This window comes from Hymenobacter segetis (genome assembly GCF_054776495.1).
Genome location: NZ_BAAHBV010000002.1, coordinates 1315376 through 1333576 on the forward strand (window position 1 = coordinate 1315376; position 18201 = coordinate 1333576).

The 18201-nt window shown below is 61.4% G+C and carries 17 protein-coding genes; 7 read left to right on the forward strand and 10 right to left on the reverse strand.

Features of this window, described 5'->3' with window-relative positions; all coding sequences use genetic code 11:
- Nucleotides 1-149 precede the first annotated feature (149 nt).
- From ACYU70_RS15990 to ACYU70_RS16000, 3 genes are all read left to right on the forward strand, one after another.
- Nucleotides 150-932, forward strand: a complete 783-nt coding sequence (locus ACYU70_RS15990) for a hypothetical protein (RefSeq protein ID WP_342295198.1) — start codon at nucleotides 150-152, stop codon at nucleotides 930-932.
- Nucleotides 933-935: 3 nt separating this feature from the next.
- A complete protein-coding gene (locus tag ACYU70_RS15995; RefSeq protein ID WP_342295197.1) occupies nucleotides 936-1580 on the forward strand; it encodes a hypothetical protein in 645 nt (214 codons plus the stop codon).
- A gap of 162 nt (nucleotides 1581-1742) precedes the next feature.
- Nucleotides 1743-2177 carry a CsbD family protein gene (locus ACYU70_RS16000; protein WP_342295196.1) on the forward strand — a complete coding sequence of 145 codons (435 nt, stop codon included), beginning with the start codon at nucleotides 1743-1745 and terminating at the stop codon, nucleotides 2175-2177.
- A gap of 115 nt (nucleotides 2178-2292) precedes the next feature.
- Here ACYU70_RS16000 and ACYU70_RS16005 read toward each other — a convergent pair whose 3' ends face one another.
- Nucleotides 2293-3516, reverse strand: coding sequence for an NAD(P)-dependent oxidoreductase (locus ACYU70_RS16005; RefSeq protein ID WP_342295195.1), 1224 nt, complete (start codon nucleotides 3514-3516; stop codon nucleotides 2293-2295).
- Between the two features lie 304 nt (nucleotides 3517-3820).
- On the opposite strand from ACYU70_RS16005, the gene gcvP reads away from it, so the two are divergent.
- Nucleotides 3821-6739, forward strand: a complete 2919-nt coding sequence (gene gcvP, locus ACYU70_RS16010) for an aminomethyl-transferring glycine dehydrogenase (RefSeq protein ID WP_342295194.1) — start codon at nucleotides 3821-3823, stop codon at nucleotides 6737-6739.
- 98 nt (nucleotides 6740-6837) lie between these two features.
- On the opposite strand, the gene ACYU70_RS16015 is transcribed toward gcvP, so the two are convergent.
- Nucleotides 6838-7161 (reverse strand): hypothetical protein, encoded by a 324-nt coding sequence (locus ACYU70_RS16015; protein WP_342295192.1) that lies wholly within the window; start codon nucleotides 7159-7161, stop codon nucleotides 6838-6840.
- Between the two features lie 231 nt (nucleotides 7162-7392).
- Between ACYU70_RS16015 and ACYU70_RS16020 the strand changes: the two genes are divergently transcribed.
- Nucleotides 7393-7989, forward strand: a complete 597-nt coding sequence (locus ACYU70_RS16020; protein WP_342295189.1) for a DUF4136 domain-containing protein — start codon at nucleotides 7393-7395, stop codon at nucleotides 7987-7989.
- 73 nt (nucleotides 7990-8062) lie between these two features.
- Here ACYU70_RS16020 and ACYU70_RS16025 read toward each other — a convergent pair whose 3' ends face one another.
- The 3 genes from ACYU70_RS16025 to ACYU70_RS16035 form a co-directional block, all read right to left on the reverse strand.
- Nucleotides 8063-8449 carry a DUF805 domain-containing protein gene (locus ACYU70_RS16025; protein ID WP_342295186.1) on the reverse strand — a complete coding sequence of 129 codons (387 nt, stop codon included), beginning with the start codon at nucleotides 8447-8449 and terminating at the stop codon, nucleotides 8063-8065.
- 44 nt (nucleotides 8450-8493) lie between these two features.
- Nucleotides 8494-9387: a lipoyl synthase gene (lipA, locus tag ACYU70_RS16030; RefSeq protein WP_342295184.1), complete on the reverse strand. Its 894-nt coding sequence runs from the start codon at nucleotides 9385-9387 to the stop codon at nucleotides 8494-8496.
- Nucleotides 9388-9550: 163 nt separating this feature from the next.
- Entirely contained in the window at nucleotides 9551-10432 is an 882-nt protein-coding gene (locus ACYU70_RS16035) for a hypothetical protein (protein ID WP_342295181.1), read from the reverse strand.
- Between the two features lie 109 nt (nucleotides 10433-10541).
- Between ACYU70_RS16035 and ACYU70_RS16040 the strand changes: the two genes are divergently transcribed.
- On the forward strand, nucleotides 10542-10949 hold the full coding sequence (locus ACYU70_RS16040) for an OsmC family protein (protein WP_342295179.1): 408 nt from the start codon (nucleotides 10542-10544) through the stop codon (nucleotides 10947-10949).
- 80 nt (nucleotides 10950-11029) lie between these two features.
- Here ACYU70_RS16040 and ytxJ read toward each other — a convergent pair whose 3' ends face one another.
- From ytxJ to ACYU70_RS16060, 4 genes are all read right to left on the reverse strand, one after another.
- Entirely contained in the window at nucleotides 11030-11374 is a 345-nt protein-coding gene (gene ytxJ, locus ACYU70_RS16045; protein WP_342295176.1) for a bacillithiol system redox-active protein YtxJ, read from the reverse strand.
- A gap of 106 nt (nucleotides 11375-11480) precedes the next feature.
- Complete coding sequence (locus tag ACYU70_RS16050) at nucleotides 11481-11909, reverse strand: hypothetical protein (RefSeq protein ID WP_342295175.1); 429 nt, start codon at nucleotides 11907-11909, stop codon at nucleotides 11481-11483.
- A complete protein-coding gene (locus tag ACYU70_RS16055) occupies nucleotides 11842-12420 on the reverse strand; it encodes a hypothetical protein (protein ID WP_342295172.1) in 579 nt (192 codons plus the stop codon). Before ACYU70_RS16055 ends, ACYU70_RS16050 begins: the two co-directional genes overlap by 68 nt.
- A 102-nt stretch (nucleotides 12421-12522) precedes the next feature.
- Entirely contained in the window at nucleotides 12523-14502 is a 1980-nt protein-coding gene (locus ACYU70_RS16060) for an alpha-ketoacid dehydrogenase subunit alpha/beta (RefSeq protein WP_342295169.1), read from the reverse strand.
- Nucleotides 14503-14923: 421 nt separating this feature from the next.
- On the opposite strand from ACYU70_RS16060, the gene ACYU70_RS16065 reads away from it, so the two are divergent.
- Nucleotides 14924-15643 carry a LytR/AlgR family response regulator transcription factor gene (locus ACYU70_RS16065; protein WP_342295166.1) on the forward strand — a complete coding sequence of 240 codons (720 nt, stop codon included), beginning with the start codon at nucleotides 14924-14926 and terminating at the stop codon, nucleotides 15641-15643.
- Here the strand turns inward: ACYU70_RS16065 and ACYU70_RS16070 are convergent.
- Entirely contained in the window at nucleotides 15640-18033 is a 2394-nt protein-coding gene (locus ACYU70_RS16070; RefSeq protein ID WP_342295164.1) for an ATP-binding protein, read from the reverse strand. The two genes, ACYU70_RS16065 and ACYU70_RS16070, sit on opposite strands and share 4 nt — an antisense overlap.
- Nucleotides 18034-18201 lie beyond the last annotated feature (168 nt).

Here is an 18201-nt window from a genome sequence, read left to right on the forward strand (position 1 = left end):
CTTTTATCAAAACATTAACCATTATCAGACAAATACTTGCGCAACTCAAAAGACTTTGCCTAAGGTCTAACAATATGCAAAATACGGTTGAAAGCCGGCTACTAAATGCGCCACCTTTAGCCATGTTTTCACCCTTAGCCTCTTGCGCCATGTTCACACGCCTACTCTCCCTGTTTTTCCTGCTGGTACTGTTGGTCGGCCCGGCCCGCGCCCAGGACCTCCTCACCAAGCGCAACGGCGACGAAATCGCGGTGAAGGTGGTCGAAATCACGCCCTCCGAAGTAAAATACCGCCGCGCCGACAACCCCGACGGCCCGCTCATCAGCATCTGGCGCAGCGATGTGTTCCTGATTCGCTACGCCAACGGCACCAAGGAAGTGCTGAATGCGCCCCCGGCGGCGGTCGGCACTGGCCTGCCCGTATCGGGTGCGGCGGCGCGCACGGCTTTTCCGGCCGAGGTGCCCACGCTCAGCAATGCGGCACCCGACGATGCCATTCTGGACGAGCCCATTCGGCTCGATGGCCCGCGTATTGGCTTTACCGTGCTTTCGGCCAGCGTGCTGGACAAGGCCCACGAAAGCATGCCCGACCTCAACCCCTTCCTGACGCAGTTTGGCTGGCAGTTCGAGAGCCGCTTGTTTCGGATGCCCAACGGGGTGAGCGGGCTGGCCGAATTCGTGCCGCTGGTGGGCGGGCTGGAGCAGGGCAAGTTTCTGCCCAGCATCAGCGGGCTGCTGGGCATTCGCGGGGCCAAGGGCCTTGAGTTCGGCGTGGGGCCGAACCTGACGCCGCTGGGGGCCAACCTAGTGCTGGCCATGGGAACCTCGTTTCGCTCCAACGGCATCAACTTTCCCGTGAACTTGGCCGTGGTGCCGGGCAACGGCGGTGCCCGCATCAGCCTGATGCTGGGGTTCAATGCCCGGCATCGGTAGGCCATGCGTACCACCGACATTCTCGCGGCCCTGCGCCGCTGCTTGCTGCTGCCAGTGCTGCTCCTGGCCGTTATGGGCCGGGGCCGGGCCCAACAAGCCACAACCATCGATGTTATTCTCCGCACCGATGGCACCGAAATTCCGGGCCGGGTACTCACCATTTCGCCCCTGGCGCTTCGCTACCTGCCGCTGGCCGGGGTCGACACCATCCAACTGGCCGCCGCCGATGTATTTCTGGTGCGCTACGCCAACGGTACCCGCGAAGTGCTGCATCCAACAGCTTCCCCCGAAAAGCCGCCAGCGCCCGACCTTTTGCCGGGCCTGAGCGAGGCCCAGCGCCGCACCAAAGGCCACCAGGACGCGGCCCGCAGCTATACCACCAACGGCCCGTTCTGGGGCGCGTTGGGCGCGACGCTCTACGGCGGGCCGCTGCTGGGCGCGGTGGCCCCGGTCAGCATTGCGCCGCATCCCATAACGGCGGCCAACCTCCATGCTCCTCACCCCGAACTGCTGGCCGACCCGGTCTATGGCCCGGCCTACCGCGCGGAGGCCCAGCGCCGCAAGCGCGGCCGAGCCTGGGGTGGCTACGGCGTGGGCGCGGGCGTGTGGGTGGTGCTGATTGGTAGCCTAGTGGCAGGCTTTCAATAGCGCGGCCCCGCAGCCAGACCGGGAGACCAGCGCGTGGCAGCGGGTGTAAAATTTCGGCATTCGGCCCACGGCCTCAACGCGCCCAAAAAGCCTTGCGTACAAGCCCAACAATTTCACCTCTTCCCGCCCTCATTTCTTTCTAACTAAACTCCCCTTTCAACCATGGACGTTAATCAAAATAACATCAGCGACAATACCGAGTTGCAAGCTCGCGGCAACTGGAACCAATTGAAAGGTGCCGCCAAGCAGAAATGGGCCAACCTGACCGACGACGACCTGACCTATAACGAAGGCAAGCAGGATGAGTGGCTGGGCAACCTACAGGCCAAAACCGGCGAAACCATCGACAACATCAAGAACTGGTTCAATAACATCGGCAACGATGCCAGCGCTACCGCCACCGGCAACAGCACCGAACTGAAAGCCCGCGGCAACTGGAACCAGATTAAAGGCGAAGCCAAACAGAAGTGGGGCAACCTCACCGACGATGACCTCGACTACGAAGACGGCAAGCAGGACGAGTGGTACGGCAAACTGCAAGAGAAAACCGGCCACGCCATTGACGACATCAAAGGCTGGTTCAACCGCACGTTCTAAATCATTCTTTCCCCAATGAAGCAAGGCGGCTTCCAATTCACACCGCATTGCTTCATCACCAAAAAAAGCCCTTCCTGTTTCCAGGAGGGGCTTTTTTTGTTAATTCCGGGCTAAACTACACGCTGGCCGTTTCGGCCACGTAGTCGGCCAGATACTGATACCGCTCCGTGAGCTGGCCGCCCTTGGCGATGGTGGCACGGGCAATCACGCCCTCGGCATCGGGGCCCAGCAGGTGGGGCAGCACTTTGTCGATGAGCTGGCGGCCGAAGTCGCGGCTGGCGTTGCGGGGCAGCTCGCAGGGCAGGTTATCCACGGCCATTTCGGTGATGTTGGTCGGGCGCGAGTAGGGCGGCTCCAGCTCGCCAGTGGCGGGGTTGTAGTCGAAAGCTGGCTCGGCGATGGTGCTGCTGCGCTTGGTGGTGGGTACCGAGCCGTTCACGTCGCACGTCACGTCGGCGATGGTGTTGATGCGGAAATCGGGCCGGCGCGTGTCGGCTTCGGTGAAAAGCAGCGGCGCGGCCGGGTGCCAGTAGGCGCAGGCAATGAGCAGGTCAGTGACGGGCAGGAAATTGCCGAACGTAGACTCGTACTCCTCGGGGTGCTGGTGGAAATTCTGGGTATCCCACACGCGGCCATCGCGGCGGCGGTTGTAGTCGGAGCTGCGCAATTGGGTGTACACCGGCTCGTTGAAATCGAGGTACAGATAATCGTACACACTCACCCGCCGGATGCCCATGCGGTCGAGCACCTCCAGGGCGCCCTGCGCCACACGCCCGCTGCCAGTGATGGCCATTTTGATGGGCGGCAGCTTTTTTACTTTGAAAAACTCCTCCTGCATGTCGTCCATGTCCACGCATTGGTAGGCGGGTTTCAGGTCGTAGAGGCCGTGCTTGCGGCCGTAGGTGAGCAGGCCATTATAGGCCCCCACGATGCCGGCGTAGCGCCCGAACGCCACAATGCGCTCGCCGTGCGCGTTGGTCAGCAGCTCGTAGTCAATCAGGGTGATGTTCTTTTTGAGCACGGCTTGCAGCAGCTTGCGGTTGGCGGGCTGCTTCTTCACGGTGTGTGAGAAAAAGAGGTAGGTTTTGTTGGGAATGAGCTGGTCGACGGGCACCTCCTTCACACCCATCAGCACGTCGCATGTGCTCAGGTCGTCGCGCACTTCCAGGCCCAGGTCGCGGTATTCCTGGTCGGCGTAGCTGCGGATGGGGCTGCTTTGCACCACGATTTGCAGGCCGGGGAAGCTGGTCTGCGCCTCGACGCACTTTTTGGGGGTGAGGGGCACGCGCTTGTCGGGCGGGGTTTTGCCTTCGCGGATGAGGCCGATGGTGAGGGACATGGGGTGGGGTGGGAATTGGGTGAGAAGCGGGAAAACATCTGTCATCCTGAGCGCAGCGAAGGACCTTATCACCACTGAACAGTTTGCACTAATTCAACCGATGCGAACGTGATAAGGTCCTTCGCTGCGCTCAGGATGACAAGCGGGTTCAACGGCACCATGACGCGCCATCAAACCAGATAGCCGGCCAAAATTACGGCTTTCCCACAGTTCGCCGGGACGTTTCGGGCGTACCTTTGTTAAGGAATCTGAATCCAAAAACCCACCCGCCTAACCGGCTCCCCACCAACCTATTCCCGTCTTTATGTCGTTGAAATTCTCGCCAGTCGACGTTTTTGAAGCCCGCCACAACGCGCCCGGGGCCGATGCCCAGGCGGCGATGCTCCGCACCATCGGCGTGGACAGCATCGAGCAGCTCATCGCCGAAACCGTGCCGCCCGCCATCCGCCTAAAGAAACCGCTCGACCTGCCCGCCGCCCTCAGCGAACGGGCTTTTTTGGCGAAATTCAAGCAGATTGCCGGTCAGAACCAGGTGTTCAAGTCCTACATCGGCCTCGGTTACCACGACACGACTTTGCCCCCCGTTATCCAGCGCAACATTCTGGAAAACCCCGGCTGGTACACCGCCTACACGCCCTACCAGGCCGAAATTGCCCAGGGCCGCCTCGAAGCTCTCATCAACTACCAAACGGTAGTTATTGACCTCACCGGCCTCGAAATCGCCAACGCCAGCCTGCTGGACGAAGGCACCGCTGCCGCCGAAGCTATGCACATGCTGCACAGCCAGACCAAGAAGAAAAACGCGAACCAATACTTCGTATCGGAGCAGGTATTGCCCCAGACAATCGACCTGTTGCGCACCCGCGCCACCCCGGTCGGCATCGAGCTGGTAGTGGGTGACCACCGCCAAGTTGACCTCAGCAACGAAGGTTTCTTCGGCGCGATGGTGCAATATCCCGCCGCCGATGGTGAGGTGTTCGACTACAAAGATTTCATCGCCCAGGCGCAGAAAAACAACGTTTTTGTGGTGATGGCGGCTGATTTGCTGGCCCTCACGCTGCTCACCTCGCCCGGCGAGCTGGGCGCGGATGTGTGCGTAGGCAACTCCCAGCGCTTCGGCGTGCCGATGGGCTACGGTGGCCCCCACGCCGGTTTCTTCACTTGCAAAGAGCAGTTCAAACGCGTTATTCCCGGCCGCCTCATCGGCCAGAGCATCGACGCGGCCGGCAACAAGGCCTACCGCATGGCCCTGCAAACCCGCGAGCAGCACATTCGCCGCGAAAAAGCGACCTCCAACATCTGCACCGCGCAGGTGCTGCTGTCAGTATTGGCCGGCATGTATGCCGTGTACCACGGCCCGCAGCGCCTCCAGCAGTTCGCCACCAACACCCACCTGCTGGCCCAAACCCTGGAAGCCGGCCTGAAAAAGCTGGGCGTAGAGCAAACCAACACATCTTACTTCGACACCCTGAACCTACGCCTCGAAAGTGCCGAACTGGCGCAGGCGCTGAAGAAAGAAGCCGAAGCCGCCCGCCTCAACTTCCGCTATTTCGAAGAGCAGCGCGTCGGCATTTCGCTGAACCAGAACACCGAGCTGCACGACGTGGCCGACATTCTGGACGTGTTTGCCAAAGTGCTGGGCAAGGAAGCCGACCAGCTGGCCGAAACCGTGGAAGCCGCCGAGCTGCACGTTCCTGCCGCGCTGGTGCGTAGCAGCGAGTACCTCACGCATCCCGTGTTCAACACGCACCACGCCGAGCACGAGATGCTGCGTTATATGAAGCAGCTCGAAAACAAGGATTTGAGCCTGGCTCATTCCATGATTGCGCTCGGCTCCTGCACCATGAAGCTGAACGCCACCGCCGAGATGATTCCGGTGACCTGGCCCGAAATCGGCGGCCTTCATCCTTTCGCTCCCATCGAGCAGGCCAAAGGCTACGAGCAGATTTTCTCGGACCTGCAAGCCTGGCTGTGTGAAATCACCGGCTTCGCGGCCGTGAGCCTGCAGCCCAACTCGGGCGCGCAGGGCGAGTACGCCGGCCTACTGGCAATCAAAGGCTACCACGATGCCCGCGGCGACCACCACCGCACCGTAGCCCTGATTCCGGCCTCGGCCCACGGCACCAACCCTGCTTCGGCCGTGATGGCCGGCATGCAAGTGGTAGTGGTGAAAAGCACCGAAGACGGCAACATTGATGTGGCCGACCTCAAGGCCAAAGCCGAGCAGCACGCCGCCAACCTGAGCTGCCTGATGGTGACCTACCCGAGCACGCACGGCGTGTACGAGGAAACCATCATCGACATCTGCGCCACCATTCACAGCCACGGCGGCCGCGTGTACATGGACGGGGCCAACATGAATGCCCAAGTGGGCCTCACCTCCCCCGCCACCATCGGGGCCGACGTGTGCCACCTCAACCTGCACAAAACCTTCTGCATCCCCCACGGCGGCGGCGGCCCCGGCATCGGCCCCATCGGTGTAGTAGCCGACCTCATCCCCTACCTGCCCGGCCACGCCGTAATTCCGGTAGAAGGCCGTGTGAATGGCTCGGTTTCGGCCGCGCCGTGGGGTTCGGCCAGCATCCTGCCCATCAGTTACGCCTACATTTCGATGATGGGCGGCGACGGCCTGCAGCGCGCTACTGAAACAGCTATTCTCAATGCCAATTACATCAAGGCCCGCCTCGAAGCGCACTACCCGGTGCTTTACACCGGCAGCCACGGCCGTTGCGCCCACGAGATGATTCTGGAATGCCGCCACTTCAAAAAGGCCGGCATCGAAGTAGAAGACATCGCCAAGCGCCTGATGGACTACGGTTTCCACGCGCCCACCGTGTCGTTCCCCGTGGCCGGCACGCTCATGATTGAGCCCACAGAAAGCGAAAGCAAAGCCGAGCTCGACCGCTTCTGCGACGCCATGATTTCCATTCGCAAGGAAATCGCCGACGTGGAATCGGGCAAAGCCGATGCGAAGGAGAACGTGCTCAAGCACGCCCCGCACACCGCCGCCACCGTCCTCGTACACGAGTGGACCCGCCCCTACACCCGCGAGCAGGCCGTGTACCCCATGGAGTATGTGCGCGCCAATAAGTTCTGGCCCGCCGTCAGCCGCATCGACTCGGCCTACGGCGACCGCAACCTGATTTGCAGCTGCACGCCGATGGAAGAATACGCCGACCAGCAGGAAGAGCTGGTCCAGGCCGACAAAGGCCCGTCGTACTAACTGCGGCCGACTCCCAACGCAAAAAGCCCGATTCGATGAATCGGGCTTTTTGCATTTGCAGAGAAGTTAAAAACAGCGCGCGAGTGCGCGGGTCGTGGCTATTTGCGGTTGCCGCGCTCGTTGCCGCGCTCGCCGAAGCAGCGGCGGTCCATGTAGCCTACTTTGGTCTGGCCGTCCTTATCGAGGCGGACGCGCACGAAATAGGCGTTGATGGTATCGGTCACCTGCACTTCGTTGCCGCTGGTGGTTTGGGCGAGCACAGTGGACGTTTTTTTCATGCCATCGTACACGGGGCAGTCCACAATGGTGTTGTGCGCTACGGGGGTACGGTCGGCGGCCGCCTTGCTCATTTCGTCGCGGGTGGAGGTGCAGGCAGCAAACAGACTGGAGACAGCCAAAAAGAGTAGGGCAGTTCTTTTCATCAACTAGGAAAAAGCAAGGGTGGGGATTTTGGAGGTAAGGTAGGACAAATTCCGGTGATGTCAATATTTTGTCTTCTTATTTGCATCCGCTTACCCCCCGGCCCAGCCCCATAAAAATGGAACGCCGCAACCCTCTTTTCCGTTACTATCACAGCCGCTAAAAACAGCCCATTTATCCTGATAAACGGCTTTTTAGGGGCATTAATACACCCGTCTTCCTTCTTCCTTTTTATGAATCGCATCACCCGTTTTCTGGCCCATCCGGTGGCCTTGGTTGCCGCCAGCTTAGTGTTGCTGCTGAGTCCCAGCGGCTGCACCACGGCCTCCCGCGTAGGCGTGACCAATGATTTTGACCACGCTGTGAATTTCCGGGCTTTCAAAACCTGGGCTTGGTACCCGCAGCAGCCCCGCGATGCCGAGGGTGGCCCGGCCAAAGGCTACGAGTCCTTCCTCGACAAAAGGATGCGGGCCGCCGTGGCTTCGGAAATGACCCAGAAAGGCCTGACCGAAGTAACCACCGCGCCCGATATCTACGTGGCCTACAGCGCCCGCGTGGAGGACAAGCAGCAGGTTTCGCCCTACTACAATGGCATGGGCTACCCCTATGGCTACGGCTACGGCGGCTACCGCGGCTATTCGCCCGTGACGCAGTACAAGGCCGGCACCGTGGTAATTGACATCATCGACGCTCACCGCAAGGAGCTGGCGTGGCGTGGCACCGGCCAGGCCCAGGTCAACCAGAACACCATTGATGAAGTGGAAACCCACCGCATCGTGAACGGCATTCTGAGCACCTACCCGCCGCAGGATAACAACGCCCGCCGGTAATAGCATTCGTGCTTCGGCTATAAGAAAGCCCCTTCCGTAGACGGAAGGGGCTTTTTTGTTTGTTCAGTGAAGTTTAGTTCACCTCTAAATCAACTACAGTGACAGCTGGCGGCAATAGATGAGGTCTTTTGCTGTCGAGCCCAAACCGGTTGGGGCCAATAGTGCCCTGCACAAATTGCAGACCACCGCCCAAAATGTAGCTCACTACTGGCAGCAGCATTATCAGACTCCACCAGCTGCTTAGGTTCAGGTCGTGCAGGCGCAGCAAGACCTGTATGAGTACCAAGTAGAAAATGACCAAAAAGCCGCCCAACGCCAGTAACGCCACCGATGATGGTACCTGAACGGCGTACAGCAGCCCAGGCAGGGCATAAACCAGCATAGCCAGTGCGTAGAGCGCCAGCACTCGCAGAAAATAAGTTCGCCGACGTAAGCGACCAGCAGCAGTAAAAAAGGCCATAAGCAGATTTTTGGCCTAAGCTACACCGGTCCACTCAAATGCCTTTACACGGGCACGTTCACGTGGCGCTCGGCGTGGTAGGAGCTGCGCACCAGCGGGCCGCTTTCCACGTATTTCAGGCCGCGGCGCAAGCCTTCTTCTTTGTAGTGAGCGAATTGGTCGGGGGTGATGAACTCGGCTACTTCGAGGTGGCGCTTGGTGGGCTGCAGGTACTGGCCGAGGGTGAGGATGTCGAGGCCATTGGCCACGAGGTCGTCCATGGCCTGGTACAGTTCGTCGGGCTTTTCGCCCAGGCCTAGCATAATGCCGGATTTGGTGCGGTGGCCGGCCTGCTTCGTGCGGCGGATTTGCTCCAAGCTGCGGTCGTAGCGGGCCTGCGGGCGCACGAGGCGGTAGAGGCTTCCTACGGTTTCCACGTTGTGCGAAATCACTTCCTGGCCACCCGAAATCATTACATCGAGCGCGTCCCAGTTGGCTTTCACGTCCGGTATCAGGGTTTCGATGGTGGTTTCGGGGCTGAGTTGCTTGGTGAGTACCACGGTTTCGCGCCACACGCTGGCGCCGCGGTCCTTGAGCTCGTCGCGATTTACAGAGGTGAGCACGGCGTGCTTCACCTTCATGAGCTTGATAGCCTCGGCCACGCGGCGGGGCTCGTCGAGGTCGTACTCGGTGGGGCGGCCGGTGGCCACGGCGCAAAACGAGCACGAGCGGGTGCAGATGTTGCCCAGAATCATGAACGTGGCCGTGCCCGCGCCCCAGCACTCGCCCATGTTGGGGCAGTTGCCGCTCTCGCAGATGGTGTGCAGCTTGTGCTCGTCGACGAGGCGGCGCACGGCGGCGTATTCTTCGCCCACGGGCAGCTTCACGCGCAGCCAGTCGGGCTTGCGGGGGCGGGCGGGGGCAGCCGTTTCGGGCTGGATAACGGGCAAATCAATCATTGTTTCAATGAGGAATGAGGAATGAAGAAGGAGGAATTACCCTCGGCCCATTCGATACTAAGCACTAACAAATTTACGGCGCAATTGATGCGCCTCGCCTATCCGGCGACGTCCCAGTCCGAATTCTCCATTCCTAATTCTCAATTCTTCATTGAGCGAAGCCTTACGAGCGGTGCCCGAAATACAGCGTCAGGTACACCGAGGGGAAGAACTTGCGGTTCAGCACATCGGTGTCGGACAGAATGCTGGGGCTGAGCATGACCATGCGCTTGGTGAAGGCTTCGACCAGAAAGCCCGCTTCTAATCCCGTCACCGCATCGCGGTAGCGGCCGTACTCGAAGCTGAGGGCCCCGCGCAGGTGGAAGCCGGGCACCACCTTGGTTTCGCCAATGCCGCTGAACAAGGGGCCGTGGTCAAGAATCGCGCCCACAATGGTATGCTTGTAGGGGTCGTACTGCTCGTTCACAATTTCATCGGTCGAGAGATTGATGACGTTCGTGCGCGTGGCCGTGCGGTCGTAGCTGATGTAGTAAGGCATCAGCAGGCCGAATGATGGACCTGCGCTCAACAAGGCATTTACCTGCACGCCGGCATCAGCAGCCTTGCGGAACAGGATGCGCTGCACACCCACCGAAGGCCGCAATACGAACCCGTAATTGGTTTTGCGGTTGATGTAGGTGCCGCCAATCAGCGTATTGTAACGCTCTTCCTTGTCGTTGTTTTTCAGCATCACGCCCTCCAGGCTCCAGAAGCGGAGCAGGCGGCCTTCCAGCACGCGCGTGGAGCGGATGGACGCGCCACCCAGCAGGCCGCCCTGGGTGTTGAAGTTCACCCCGAAAACGAATTCCTTCTGGTACGACTGCTCATCGGAAGGGGCGTCGGAAAGCATGTCCGAGCGCAGCGGGGCCGACGCGGAGCGGGAAGGCGGGGCGGGCGTGGTGGTGGCGGCCGGTGCAGCACGGTCCTGGGCTTGCGCGCCGGCGGCCGTGAGCAGGCCGGCAGCCAGCAGGCCCCAGCGGTAGGTAGGTGCAGGAAAAAAACGCATAATCTTTAACCGAAAAGGGACCCGAACCGACGCCGAAAACGCGGCGCACCAAGTAATACGTAAATTAGCGAAAGAACAAACAACTTCGTAAAGGTAACTTCCTGACTTAATGAACACCGCCACTGCCCGCTACGCGGGCCACCTCCGCACCGAAGCCACACACGTTGCCTCAAGCAATGTAATTCAAACCGACGCTCCTACCGACAACCACGGCCGGGGCGAAGCCTTCTCCCCCACCGACCTCGTGAGCACGGCCCTGGGCTCGTGCATGATGACGGTGATGGGCATTGTGGCCGAGCGCCACCAGTGGGACCTGGTGGGCAGCACCTTTGCCGTGGTGAAGCACATGAGCACGGAAGCTCCGCGCCGCATTGCCCAAATCGACGTGACGTTTACACTGCCCGCCACCCTGGCGCTTACTGAACGCACCTTGCTGGAACGCTCGGCTCACACCTGCCCGGTAGGCCTGAGCCTGCACCCGGACGTGCGGCAAAACATCGTGTTCGAGTACAAATAGTCAAGGGTTTAAAATGAGTGAACGGCTACCTGTTTCAACGCATGAAACCGGGTAGCCGTTCACTTATTTACTATTGGTTGCTAGCCTTGTACGGCCTGCTTCACATCGGCGAGGCGGATGCCCATGTGCGAGGCGTCGTAGGTGCATTCGCCGGCCTGGATGAGCAGGAGTTGCGGCGACTCGTGGCGGATACTGAACTGCTCCGCCACCTGGGCCGACAGGGGCCGGAAGCGCAGCAAATCGAGGTAATAGATGGGCAGGTCGAGGCCGCTATCGGCCCACTGGCGCTCAATCTTGCTCTTGGCCGCCGCGCTGATGGAGCAGGTGGTGCTGTGCTTGAAAATGAGCACCGGCTGCTCGTGCGAGGCCTGGGCCAGCTGGATGATTTCGTCGGACTGGGTGAGGGGAAGCCAGGGAGTGGACATTGCGATATTTTGGATTGGATGAAGACTTGGGGCCGGCTGAATGGCGCCGGGTTGGCGCGCGGGTACACTACAACAACTTACGGCCAGTAGATTCCCGCCGGGCGGCTCATTCTTTTTCGTTGGCCTTTTCCTTCTTACTACTGGCTTGGTTGGGCGGGCGTTGCAGGGTGGTTTTTCGGCGGCGCAGGCCCAGGAAACCGGGGGGCTGCACGTTGGGCGCGGTGCCGGATTTGTAGTTGAGGTCTTTGCGGGTTTCGGGTACGGCTTGGGTGCTTTGGCCGCGCTTGAGCTGCACCTTGGTCACGTCGAGGTGGCTGTCTTTATAGGGCGAATCGGTGGTGCGGTCTTCGCGCAGGGCGCGGCGGTTGGCGGCTTTTATTTTGCTGGGCTTCACGCGCTCAATCTGAGCCTGGGCAGGCGCGGCATTCAGCAAAAATGCCGCTACGGCCAGCAGGCCCAGCAGCCGGCTAAGGCTTGCCAGTGGGCGCGGGCTCCGGAGCAGGCGCGGCTGGGGCTGGAGTGGGCATGGCTTCATCGGGCAATTCCTGTTCGGGCGTCGTGCTGGGCTGCTTGGGCGCCGGCCGGTGGTCGGGGCTGTAGTTGGGTTTTGCATGGAGGCCGTATTTGAAGAAGTTGCGGATAGACTCGATGGGATGGAAGCCCTTGCTCACTTTGTGGCGCTTGCGGCGGTTCAGCTTGGGCTTTTTCATGAGCCCGTGCTTGTCGTACCGCACCGTGGAACGCTCGGGGTACACGCTGCCTTTGGCAGCGGTAGTGCTGGCGCTGGCCGTGGCCCCGTCGTTGCTGGGCGTGGAGACATCGGTGGCGGCTTCCGGCGCGTCGGGGCCCGCTTTCTTCTTGGCCGAAGCGGCCGATTTGGCCAGGTCGTTCTGCAGCTTTTGGTGCTCCTTCTTCTCTTTCTGCTGCGCAATAAACTCCGGCGACGGCTTGGGCGTGGGCAGCCGGTACGGGTGAAATACCTTGTGATAAAGCGTGCAGCCGCCCAGCGCACTCAGCAGCAGCACGCCCACCAGGGACCGGAACACGACGGAGGGTAAACAGTATTTCACCGCAAAGCAGGCAGAACCAATTAAATCAGAAAGAGAAAGATACGCGGGCCACGCGCGAAAACCGCGCCAACCCAACGGCTAGTAGTTACGCAGGGCCTGCACCTGCTCGCGCAGACGCTGCTGGGGCAGAAAAGCCGCCTCCAACGGCGGCGCAAACGGAATGGCGGTATCCAACGACGCCACCCGGCGCACGGGCGCATCGAGGTGCTCGAAGCAATTCTCGCCAATCCAGGCCGCGATTTCGCCGCCGATACCGCCGGTCATCGTGTCTTCGTGCAGAATGAGGACGCGGCCGTTTTTCTCCACCGTTTTGCGCACCGCCTCCTGGTCCCAGGGCAGCAGGGTGCGCAGGTCCAGAATATCGGCCGACACGCCTAAATCCTGGCAGGTTTGCAGAGCCCAGCGCACGCCCATTCCGTAGGTGATGATGCTCATTTCGTTGCCCTCAGCCGCCAGCGCGGCCTGGCCGATGGGCGTGGTGTAATAGGCCTCCGGCACGGGGCCACTCAGGCTGCGGTACAACATCTTGTGCTCAAAATACAGCACCGGGTTGGGGTCTTCAAACGCGGCGCAGAGCAGCCCTTTCGCGTCGTGCGGGTTGCTGGGGTACACCACTTTCAGGCCGGGCACGTGCGTGAACCACGCCTCGTTGCTCTGCGAGTGGAACGGGCCGGCGGCCGAACCCGCGCCGGTGGGCATGCGCACCACCACGTCGGCATTCTGGCCCCAGCGGTAGTGGCTCTTGGCCAGGTTGTTCACAATCTGGTTGAAGCCGCAGGTCACGAAATCCGCAAACTGCATCTCGACCATGCTTTTCTTGCGCTTGATGCTCAAACCCAGCCCGATGCCCACGATGGCCGACTCGCACAGCGGCGTATTGCGCACCCGGGCCTTGCCGAATTCGGCCACGAAACCGTCCGTGATTTTGAACACGCCGCCGTAGTCGGCAATGTCCTGGCCCATGAGCACGAGCTCGGGGTAGCGCGTCATGCTCTGCTTCATGCCCTCGGAAATAGCGTCGATGAAGCGGATTTCGCGGGTCGGTCCATCTTTCGGCGCATCCGTGGCGGGCGCGTCGAAAGGCTGGTACATGTCAGCAATTTCCTCCTGAATGTCGGCCGTGGGCATCGGCTCCGCGTCGGCCTCCTGGAGGCCGGCTTCGATGGCGGCCTTGATTTTTTCGCGGATGCCGTGCTTGGCGGTTTCGGTGAGAATGCCTTCGGCCAGCAGCCATTTCTCGAAGTTTTCGACCGGGTCTTTGGCGGCCCACTCTTCCATCAGGCTCTGGGGCACGTACTTGGTGCCGCTGGCTTCCTCGTGGCCGCGCATCCGAAACGTGAGGGCTTCCACCAGCACGGGGCGCGGGTTTTGGCGCAGGTCTTCGGCCAGGCGCTTCACGGTGGTGTACACTTCCAGCACGTTGTTGCCGTCCACCTGCACGGCTTCCATGCCGTAGGCGGGGCCTTTGTCCACGAAGGATTTGAAGCGGAACTGCTCGTTGCTGGGCGTGCTCAGGCCGTAGCCATTGTTTTCAATCATGAAAATGACCGGCAGCTGCCATACGGCGGCCACGTTCAGGGCCTCGTGGAAGTCGCCTTCGCTGGCCCCGCCGTCGCCGCTGTAGGTGAGGGTCACTTTGGGATTTTTATCGAGCAAATCGGCCAGGGCAATGCCGCCGGCCACGGCCAGCTGCGGACCGAGGTGCGAAATCATGCCCACGATGTGGTGCTCGTTGGTGCCGAAGTGGAAGCTGCGGTCGCGGCCCTTGGTGTAGCCGGTGCGCTTGCCCTGCCACTGCGCAAACAGACGACCCAGCGGCACCTCGCGTCCCGTGAACACGCCTAGGTTGCGGTGCAGCGGCAAAATGTATTCATCGGCCTCCAGCGCCAGGGTACTGCCCACCGAAATGGCCTCCTGCCCGATGCCCGAAAACCACTTACTGACCTTGCCCTGGCGCAGCAGAATCAGCATTTTTTCCTCAATCAGCCGGGGGCGCAGCAGGTGCTGATAGAGGTGCAAAAGGGTTTCGTTGGAGAGGTCGTGGCGGTCAAAAGTCATGACTAAGTGGGTGGGGTTGGGTGGGCAAAGGTAGGAAAGCAGGACCCGCACCGGGCTACTTTCTGCGCGGGCATCTGCACAGGGCTTTTCCTTCCTCATCATTCCCTCAGAACCCCGGCCGAATTTTACCCGGCAGTTCCATCATGGCTTTTTCCTCTCATCATATTATGAAAACCGGCGGGCCAGCTCTATGGATGGTGGCGCAGCAGTGGATGAAAACAGGAGGAAGGGCAAAAAACATAGGAATCCTAAAAGAAAATCAGCACCTTGAGGCCTGACAGCCGCTAGTGCTGCTTTCATAATTCTACAGTCGTGCTTACTTACAACCATCCGGTTTAACAATCAACGATTTACAGCTCTGCCCATTTGCCGCTATTGGCACCCACTACCACCCAGGCAGCTCCTTCCCTGCCCATATTTTATGCCCGACCTGCTACCGCTTACCTGCGTCATCGTCGACGACAACGAGATGAGCCGCCTGGCCCTGGAGCATTTCGTGGCCCTCACGCCCGGCCTGGAACTGGCCGCGACGCTGCCGGACGGCCTCACGGCTCTGCAGTTTCTGCAAACGCACCCGCCAATTGACTTGCTGCTGCTCGACATCGAGATGCCCAACCTCACCGGCCTGGAACTGATTCGGATATTGTCGCAGCCGCTGCCGGCCATTGTGCTGGTTACCTCGCACCACAACTTTGCCGCCGAGGCCTTTGAGCTGCCCGTGGCCGACTACCTGGTAAAGCCCGTGGACTACGCCCGTTTTCTACAGGCCGTGAAGCAAGTACGTGCCTTACGGCCACGGCCCGCCCCCGCCCTGCCACTCAGGATGGAAAATTCCAATGTATTCGCCAGAGTCAATGGCAAGCTAGTGCGCATCAATTTCGATGACGTGTACTACATCGAGGCCATGTCCACGTACTCGGTGCTGGTCACGGCCACGCACAAGCACATTGTGCACGTCACGCTCAAGAACCTGGAAGAGCGGCTTCCCTTCAGCCACTTCGTGCGGGTGCACCGCTCCTACATCGTGAACACCCGCCGCATCGACGCCATCGATGACCACCAGCTCACGCTGGGCCCCTACACCGTGCCCGTGGGCAAGCTCCACAAAGCCGAGCTGATGCGGCGGCTGGCCCCGCTTTAGGCGGCGGCTTCCAGCGCGGCGAGCTCGGCCGGCATGGCCGTCAGCACCCGGCCCACCACGGCGGCCAGCTGCTCCACGGCTCCGGCCAGCACCTCCGGCGCGGGCAACGTGCCCGGCGTGGCCTTGGGATGCGCCAAACCGAGGATTTCCAGCGGCGCGGCCACGCCGGCCACGCCCAGGGCCAGCAAATTAGGCTTGATGTGATGCGCGATTTCGGCGGCCTGGGCCCAGTGCCGGGCGGCGGCGGCGGCGTGCAGCTGCGTCAGGCTCAGCGGCATGTTGGCCTGGAAGGAGCGCAGTATCTGGCCTACAAACGCGGCGCGGCCCTGCGACTGACGGCGCAGGCGCGTAAGGTCGTAGAGCGGCTCGGCTGGCGCATCCAGCAAGGCCACCATCTTGTGGTACAGCACTTCCTCATCGAAGGGCTTGGCCAGGTAATCGTTCATGCCGGCGGCGAGGTACTGCTCCACATCCGAGCGAAAAGCGTTGGCGGTAAGCGCGATAACTGGTGTATTGGCCCGCCGCGCATCGGGCAGCTGGCGCAGGCGGCGGGTCACGTCCACGCCGCTCAGGCCGGGCATCTGGATGTCCATCAGCACGATGTCGTAGGGTTTGGCTTCGAGGCAGGCCAGGCCGGCGGGGCCGTCCACGGCTTCTTCCAGCACCACGCCCCAGGGAGCCAGCGTCATCTGGGCCACGGCCCGATTGATTTCGTTGTCTTCCACCATCAGCACGCGCACGCCAGCCAGCCGGCCGGTGTCGTAGGCGGCGGTGAAGGCCGGGGCCAGCGCTGGCACCGGGGCCTTGGGCAGCGTCACGGTGAACACAAACGTGGTGCCCCGGCCCACGGCGCTGGTCATGGTGAGCACGCCGCCCAGCTGCGCCACCAGCGCCCGGGCAATGCTCAGCCCCAGCCCAGTACCGCCAAACTGGCGGCTGGTGTCGGCATAAGCCTGGGTGAAGCTCTCAAAGATGCGCTCCTGATGAGCCAGAGCGATGCCAATGCCGGTATCGGCCACGCTGAACTGCACCGTGAGCGTATCAGCCGTTTCCGCCACCAGCTCGCTCGATACATTGATGGTGCCCCGCTCGGTGAACTTGAGCGCGTTGCTGGCCAGGTTGATGATAATCTGATTGAGGCGGTGCGCGTCGCCGATAACCCAGGGTTGGGGATAGCTCGCCCGCAGCGAAGTACCCTCGAAAACCAACCCTTTCTCGGTAGCCTGCAAGGCCAGCGGCTGGAGCGCGGCGCTCACCGAATCGCAGAGATTGAAAGGCACCTGCTCCATTTCCAGCTTGCCGGAGCTGATTTTGGCCATGTCGAGCACATCGTTCACCACGCTCAGCAGGTGCTGCCCGGAGCGCTGCATGATGTCGATGAGCTGCTGCTGGCGCGGGTCGAGCGGGGTTTTGGTAAGGTGGGCCGCCATGCCTAGCACGCCATTGAGGGGCGTGCGGATTTCGTGGCTCATGTTGGCCAGGAAGTTCTGGCGGGCCGTGGCGGCGGCTTCGGCGGCCAGCTGGGCGGCCTTAAGCTCGGTGATGTCGGTGCTCACGCCCAGCACGTGCACCGTACCGTCGGGGCGGTGCAGCGGGCGCTTGGTGGAGTGGTACCAGCGCACGCTGCCATCGGGCAGGGTGAAGCAGTCCTCCACCACTATTTCCCGGTTGCCGTCCATCACTTGGGCATCAATTTCGGCGAAGCGGGCCAACTCGGCGTCGCGGGTTCGGCGGCGGCTGTCGGCATCGCCTTCCAGCCGGGCGGCAGCCTCAAGCTGCTGAATGGCACGGTTTTGAAAGAGAAACTTGCCGGCCCGGTCGCGCACGAAAATCATGCTCGGCGTGGTGTCCAGCACCTGCCGCGTGAAGGCCTGCTCGTCGGCCAGAGCCTGGCGGGCCTGCTCGCGGTCGGTCACATCCAGGCCGTAGCCGATAAACCATGCCAGCGCTCCATCCGGCCCGAACACCGGTTGCAGGCGGCGCAGGAAATGGCGCGGGCCGGTGGGCTTGGCTACCACTTCGGTCCACTCCACCACTTGGCCGGCGCAGGCGCGGTCGAACAGGGAGCGGAGCTTGGGGGTGAATTCGGGCGGACAGCCGGGCTGCGGGGACAGCTCAGCCAGGGTTTTGCCCTGAGCTGCCTGGCGGGCGGCGGGGTCGGCCATGGCGGCCGGGTTGAGGTACTGAAAGCGAAGCTCAGCATCCACTACGCCTATTTCGGCCGGCAGGCTGTGCAGAATGGTTTCGAGGAAATCGCGCTGCTGCGCGGCGGCCGCCGCTTGTTCCCGGGTCCGCGCCAGTTCCGCCTCAAGAGCCGCGATGCGGTCCTGGGCCTCGGCTAGTGTAGCAGGAGCTTCGAGGGTCACAACGGCGGGTAATGTTTCGGGCATAGGGCTAGAGCAAGGGCAGCTAATAAAGGTCCGGCAGAAGGCGAGGTCAGAGCCTGGCTCGTGCTCCAATGGCTTATTTTGCCCGACCAACGACGTTTTTTTCTGGCTAAACTTCCGGGTGCCGTTTTTCCTAACGCTACAGGTATCGGTTTCGTGTACCTGGTTTTG

Excerpts from the sequence above, each read along its gene's own strand:
- ACYU70_RS15990 (WP_342295198.1), top strand. The coding sequence starts at position 150 with ATGTTCACACGCCTACTCTCCCTGTTTTTCCTGCTGGTACTGTTGGTC.
- ACYU70_RS15995 (WP_342295197.1), top strand. The coding sequence starts at position 936 with ATGCGTACCACCGACATTCTCGCGGCCCTGCGCCGCTGCTTGCTGCTG.
- ACYU70_RS16000 (WP_342295196.1), top strand. The coding sequence starts at position 1,743 with ATGGACGTTAATCAAAATAACATCAGCGACAATACCGAGTTGCAAGCT.
- ACYU70_RS16005 (WP_342295195.1), bottom strand. The coding sequence starts at position 3,516 with ATGTCCCTCACCATCGGCCTCATCCGCGAAGGCAAAACCCCGCCCGAC.
- gcvP (WP_342295194.1), top strand. The coding sequence starts at position 3,821 with ATGTCGTTGAAATTCTCGCCAGTCGACGTTTTTGAAGCCCGCCACAAC.
- ACYU70_RS16015 (WP_342295192.1), bottom strand. The coding sequence starts at position 7,161 with ATGAAAAGAACTGCCCTACTCTTTTTGGCTGTCTCCAGTCTGTTTGCT.
- ACYU70_RS16020 (WP_342295189.1), top strand. The coding sequence starts at position 7,393 with ATGAATCGCATCACCCGTTTTCTGGCCCATCCGGTGGCCTTGGTTGCC.
- ACYU70_RS16025 (WP_342295186.1), bottom strand. The coding sequence starts at position 8,449 with ATGGCCTTTTTTACTGCTGCTGGTCGCTTACGTCGGCGAACTTATTTT.
- lipA (WP_342295184.1), bottom strand. The coding sequence starts at position 9,387 with ATGATTGATTTGCCCGTTATCCAGCCCGAAACGGCTGCCCCCGCCCGC.
- ACYU70_RS16035 (WP_342295181.1), bottom strand. The coding sequence starts at position 10,432 with ATGCGTTTTTTTCCTGCACCTACCTACCGCTGGGGCCTGCTGGCTGCC.
- ACYU70_RS16040 (WP_342295179.1), top strand. The coding sequence starts at position 10,542 with ATGAACACCGCCACTGCCCGCTACGCGGGCCACCTCCGCACCGAAGCC.
- ytxJ (WP_342295176.1), bottom strand. The coding sequence starts at position 11,374 with ATGTCCACTCCCTGGCTTCCCCTCACCCAGTCCGACGAAATCATCCAG.
- ACYU70_RS16050 (WP_342295175.1), bottom strand. The coding sequence starts at position 11,909 with ATGAAGCCATGCCCACTCCAGCCCCAGCCGCGCCTGCTCCGGAGCCCG.
- ACYU70_RS16060 (WP_342295169.1), bottom strand. The coding sequence starts at position 14,502 with ATGACTTTTGACCGCCACGACCTCTCCAACGAAACCCTTTTGCACCTC.
- ACYU70_RS16065 (WP_342295166.1), top strand. The coding sequence starts at position 14,924 with ATGCCCGACCTGCTACCGCTTACCTGCGTCATCGTCGACGACAACGAG.
- ACYU70_RS16070 (WP_342295164.1), bottom strand. The coding sequence starts at position 18,033 with ATGCCCGAAACATTACCCGCCGTTGTGACCCTCGAAGCTCCTGCTACA.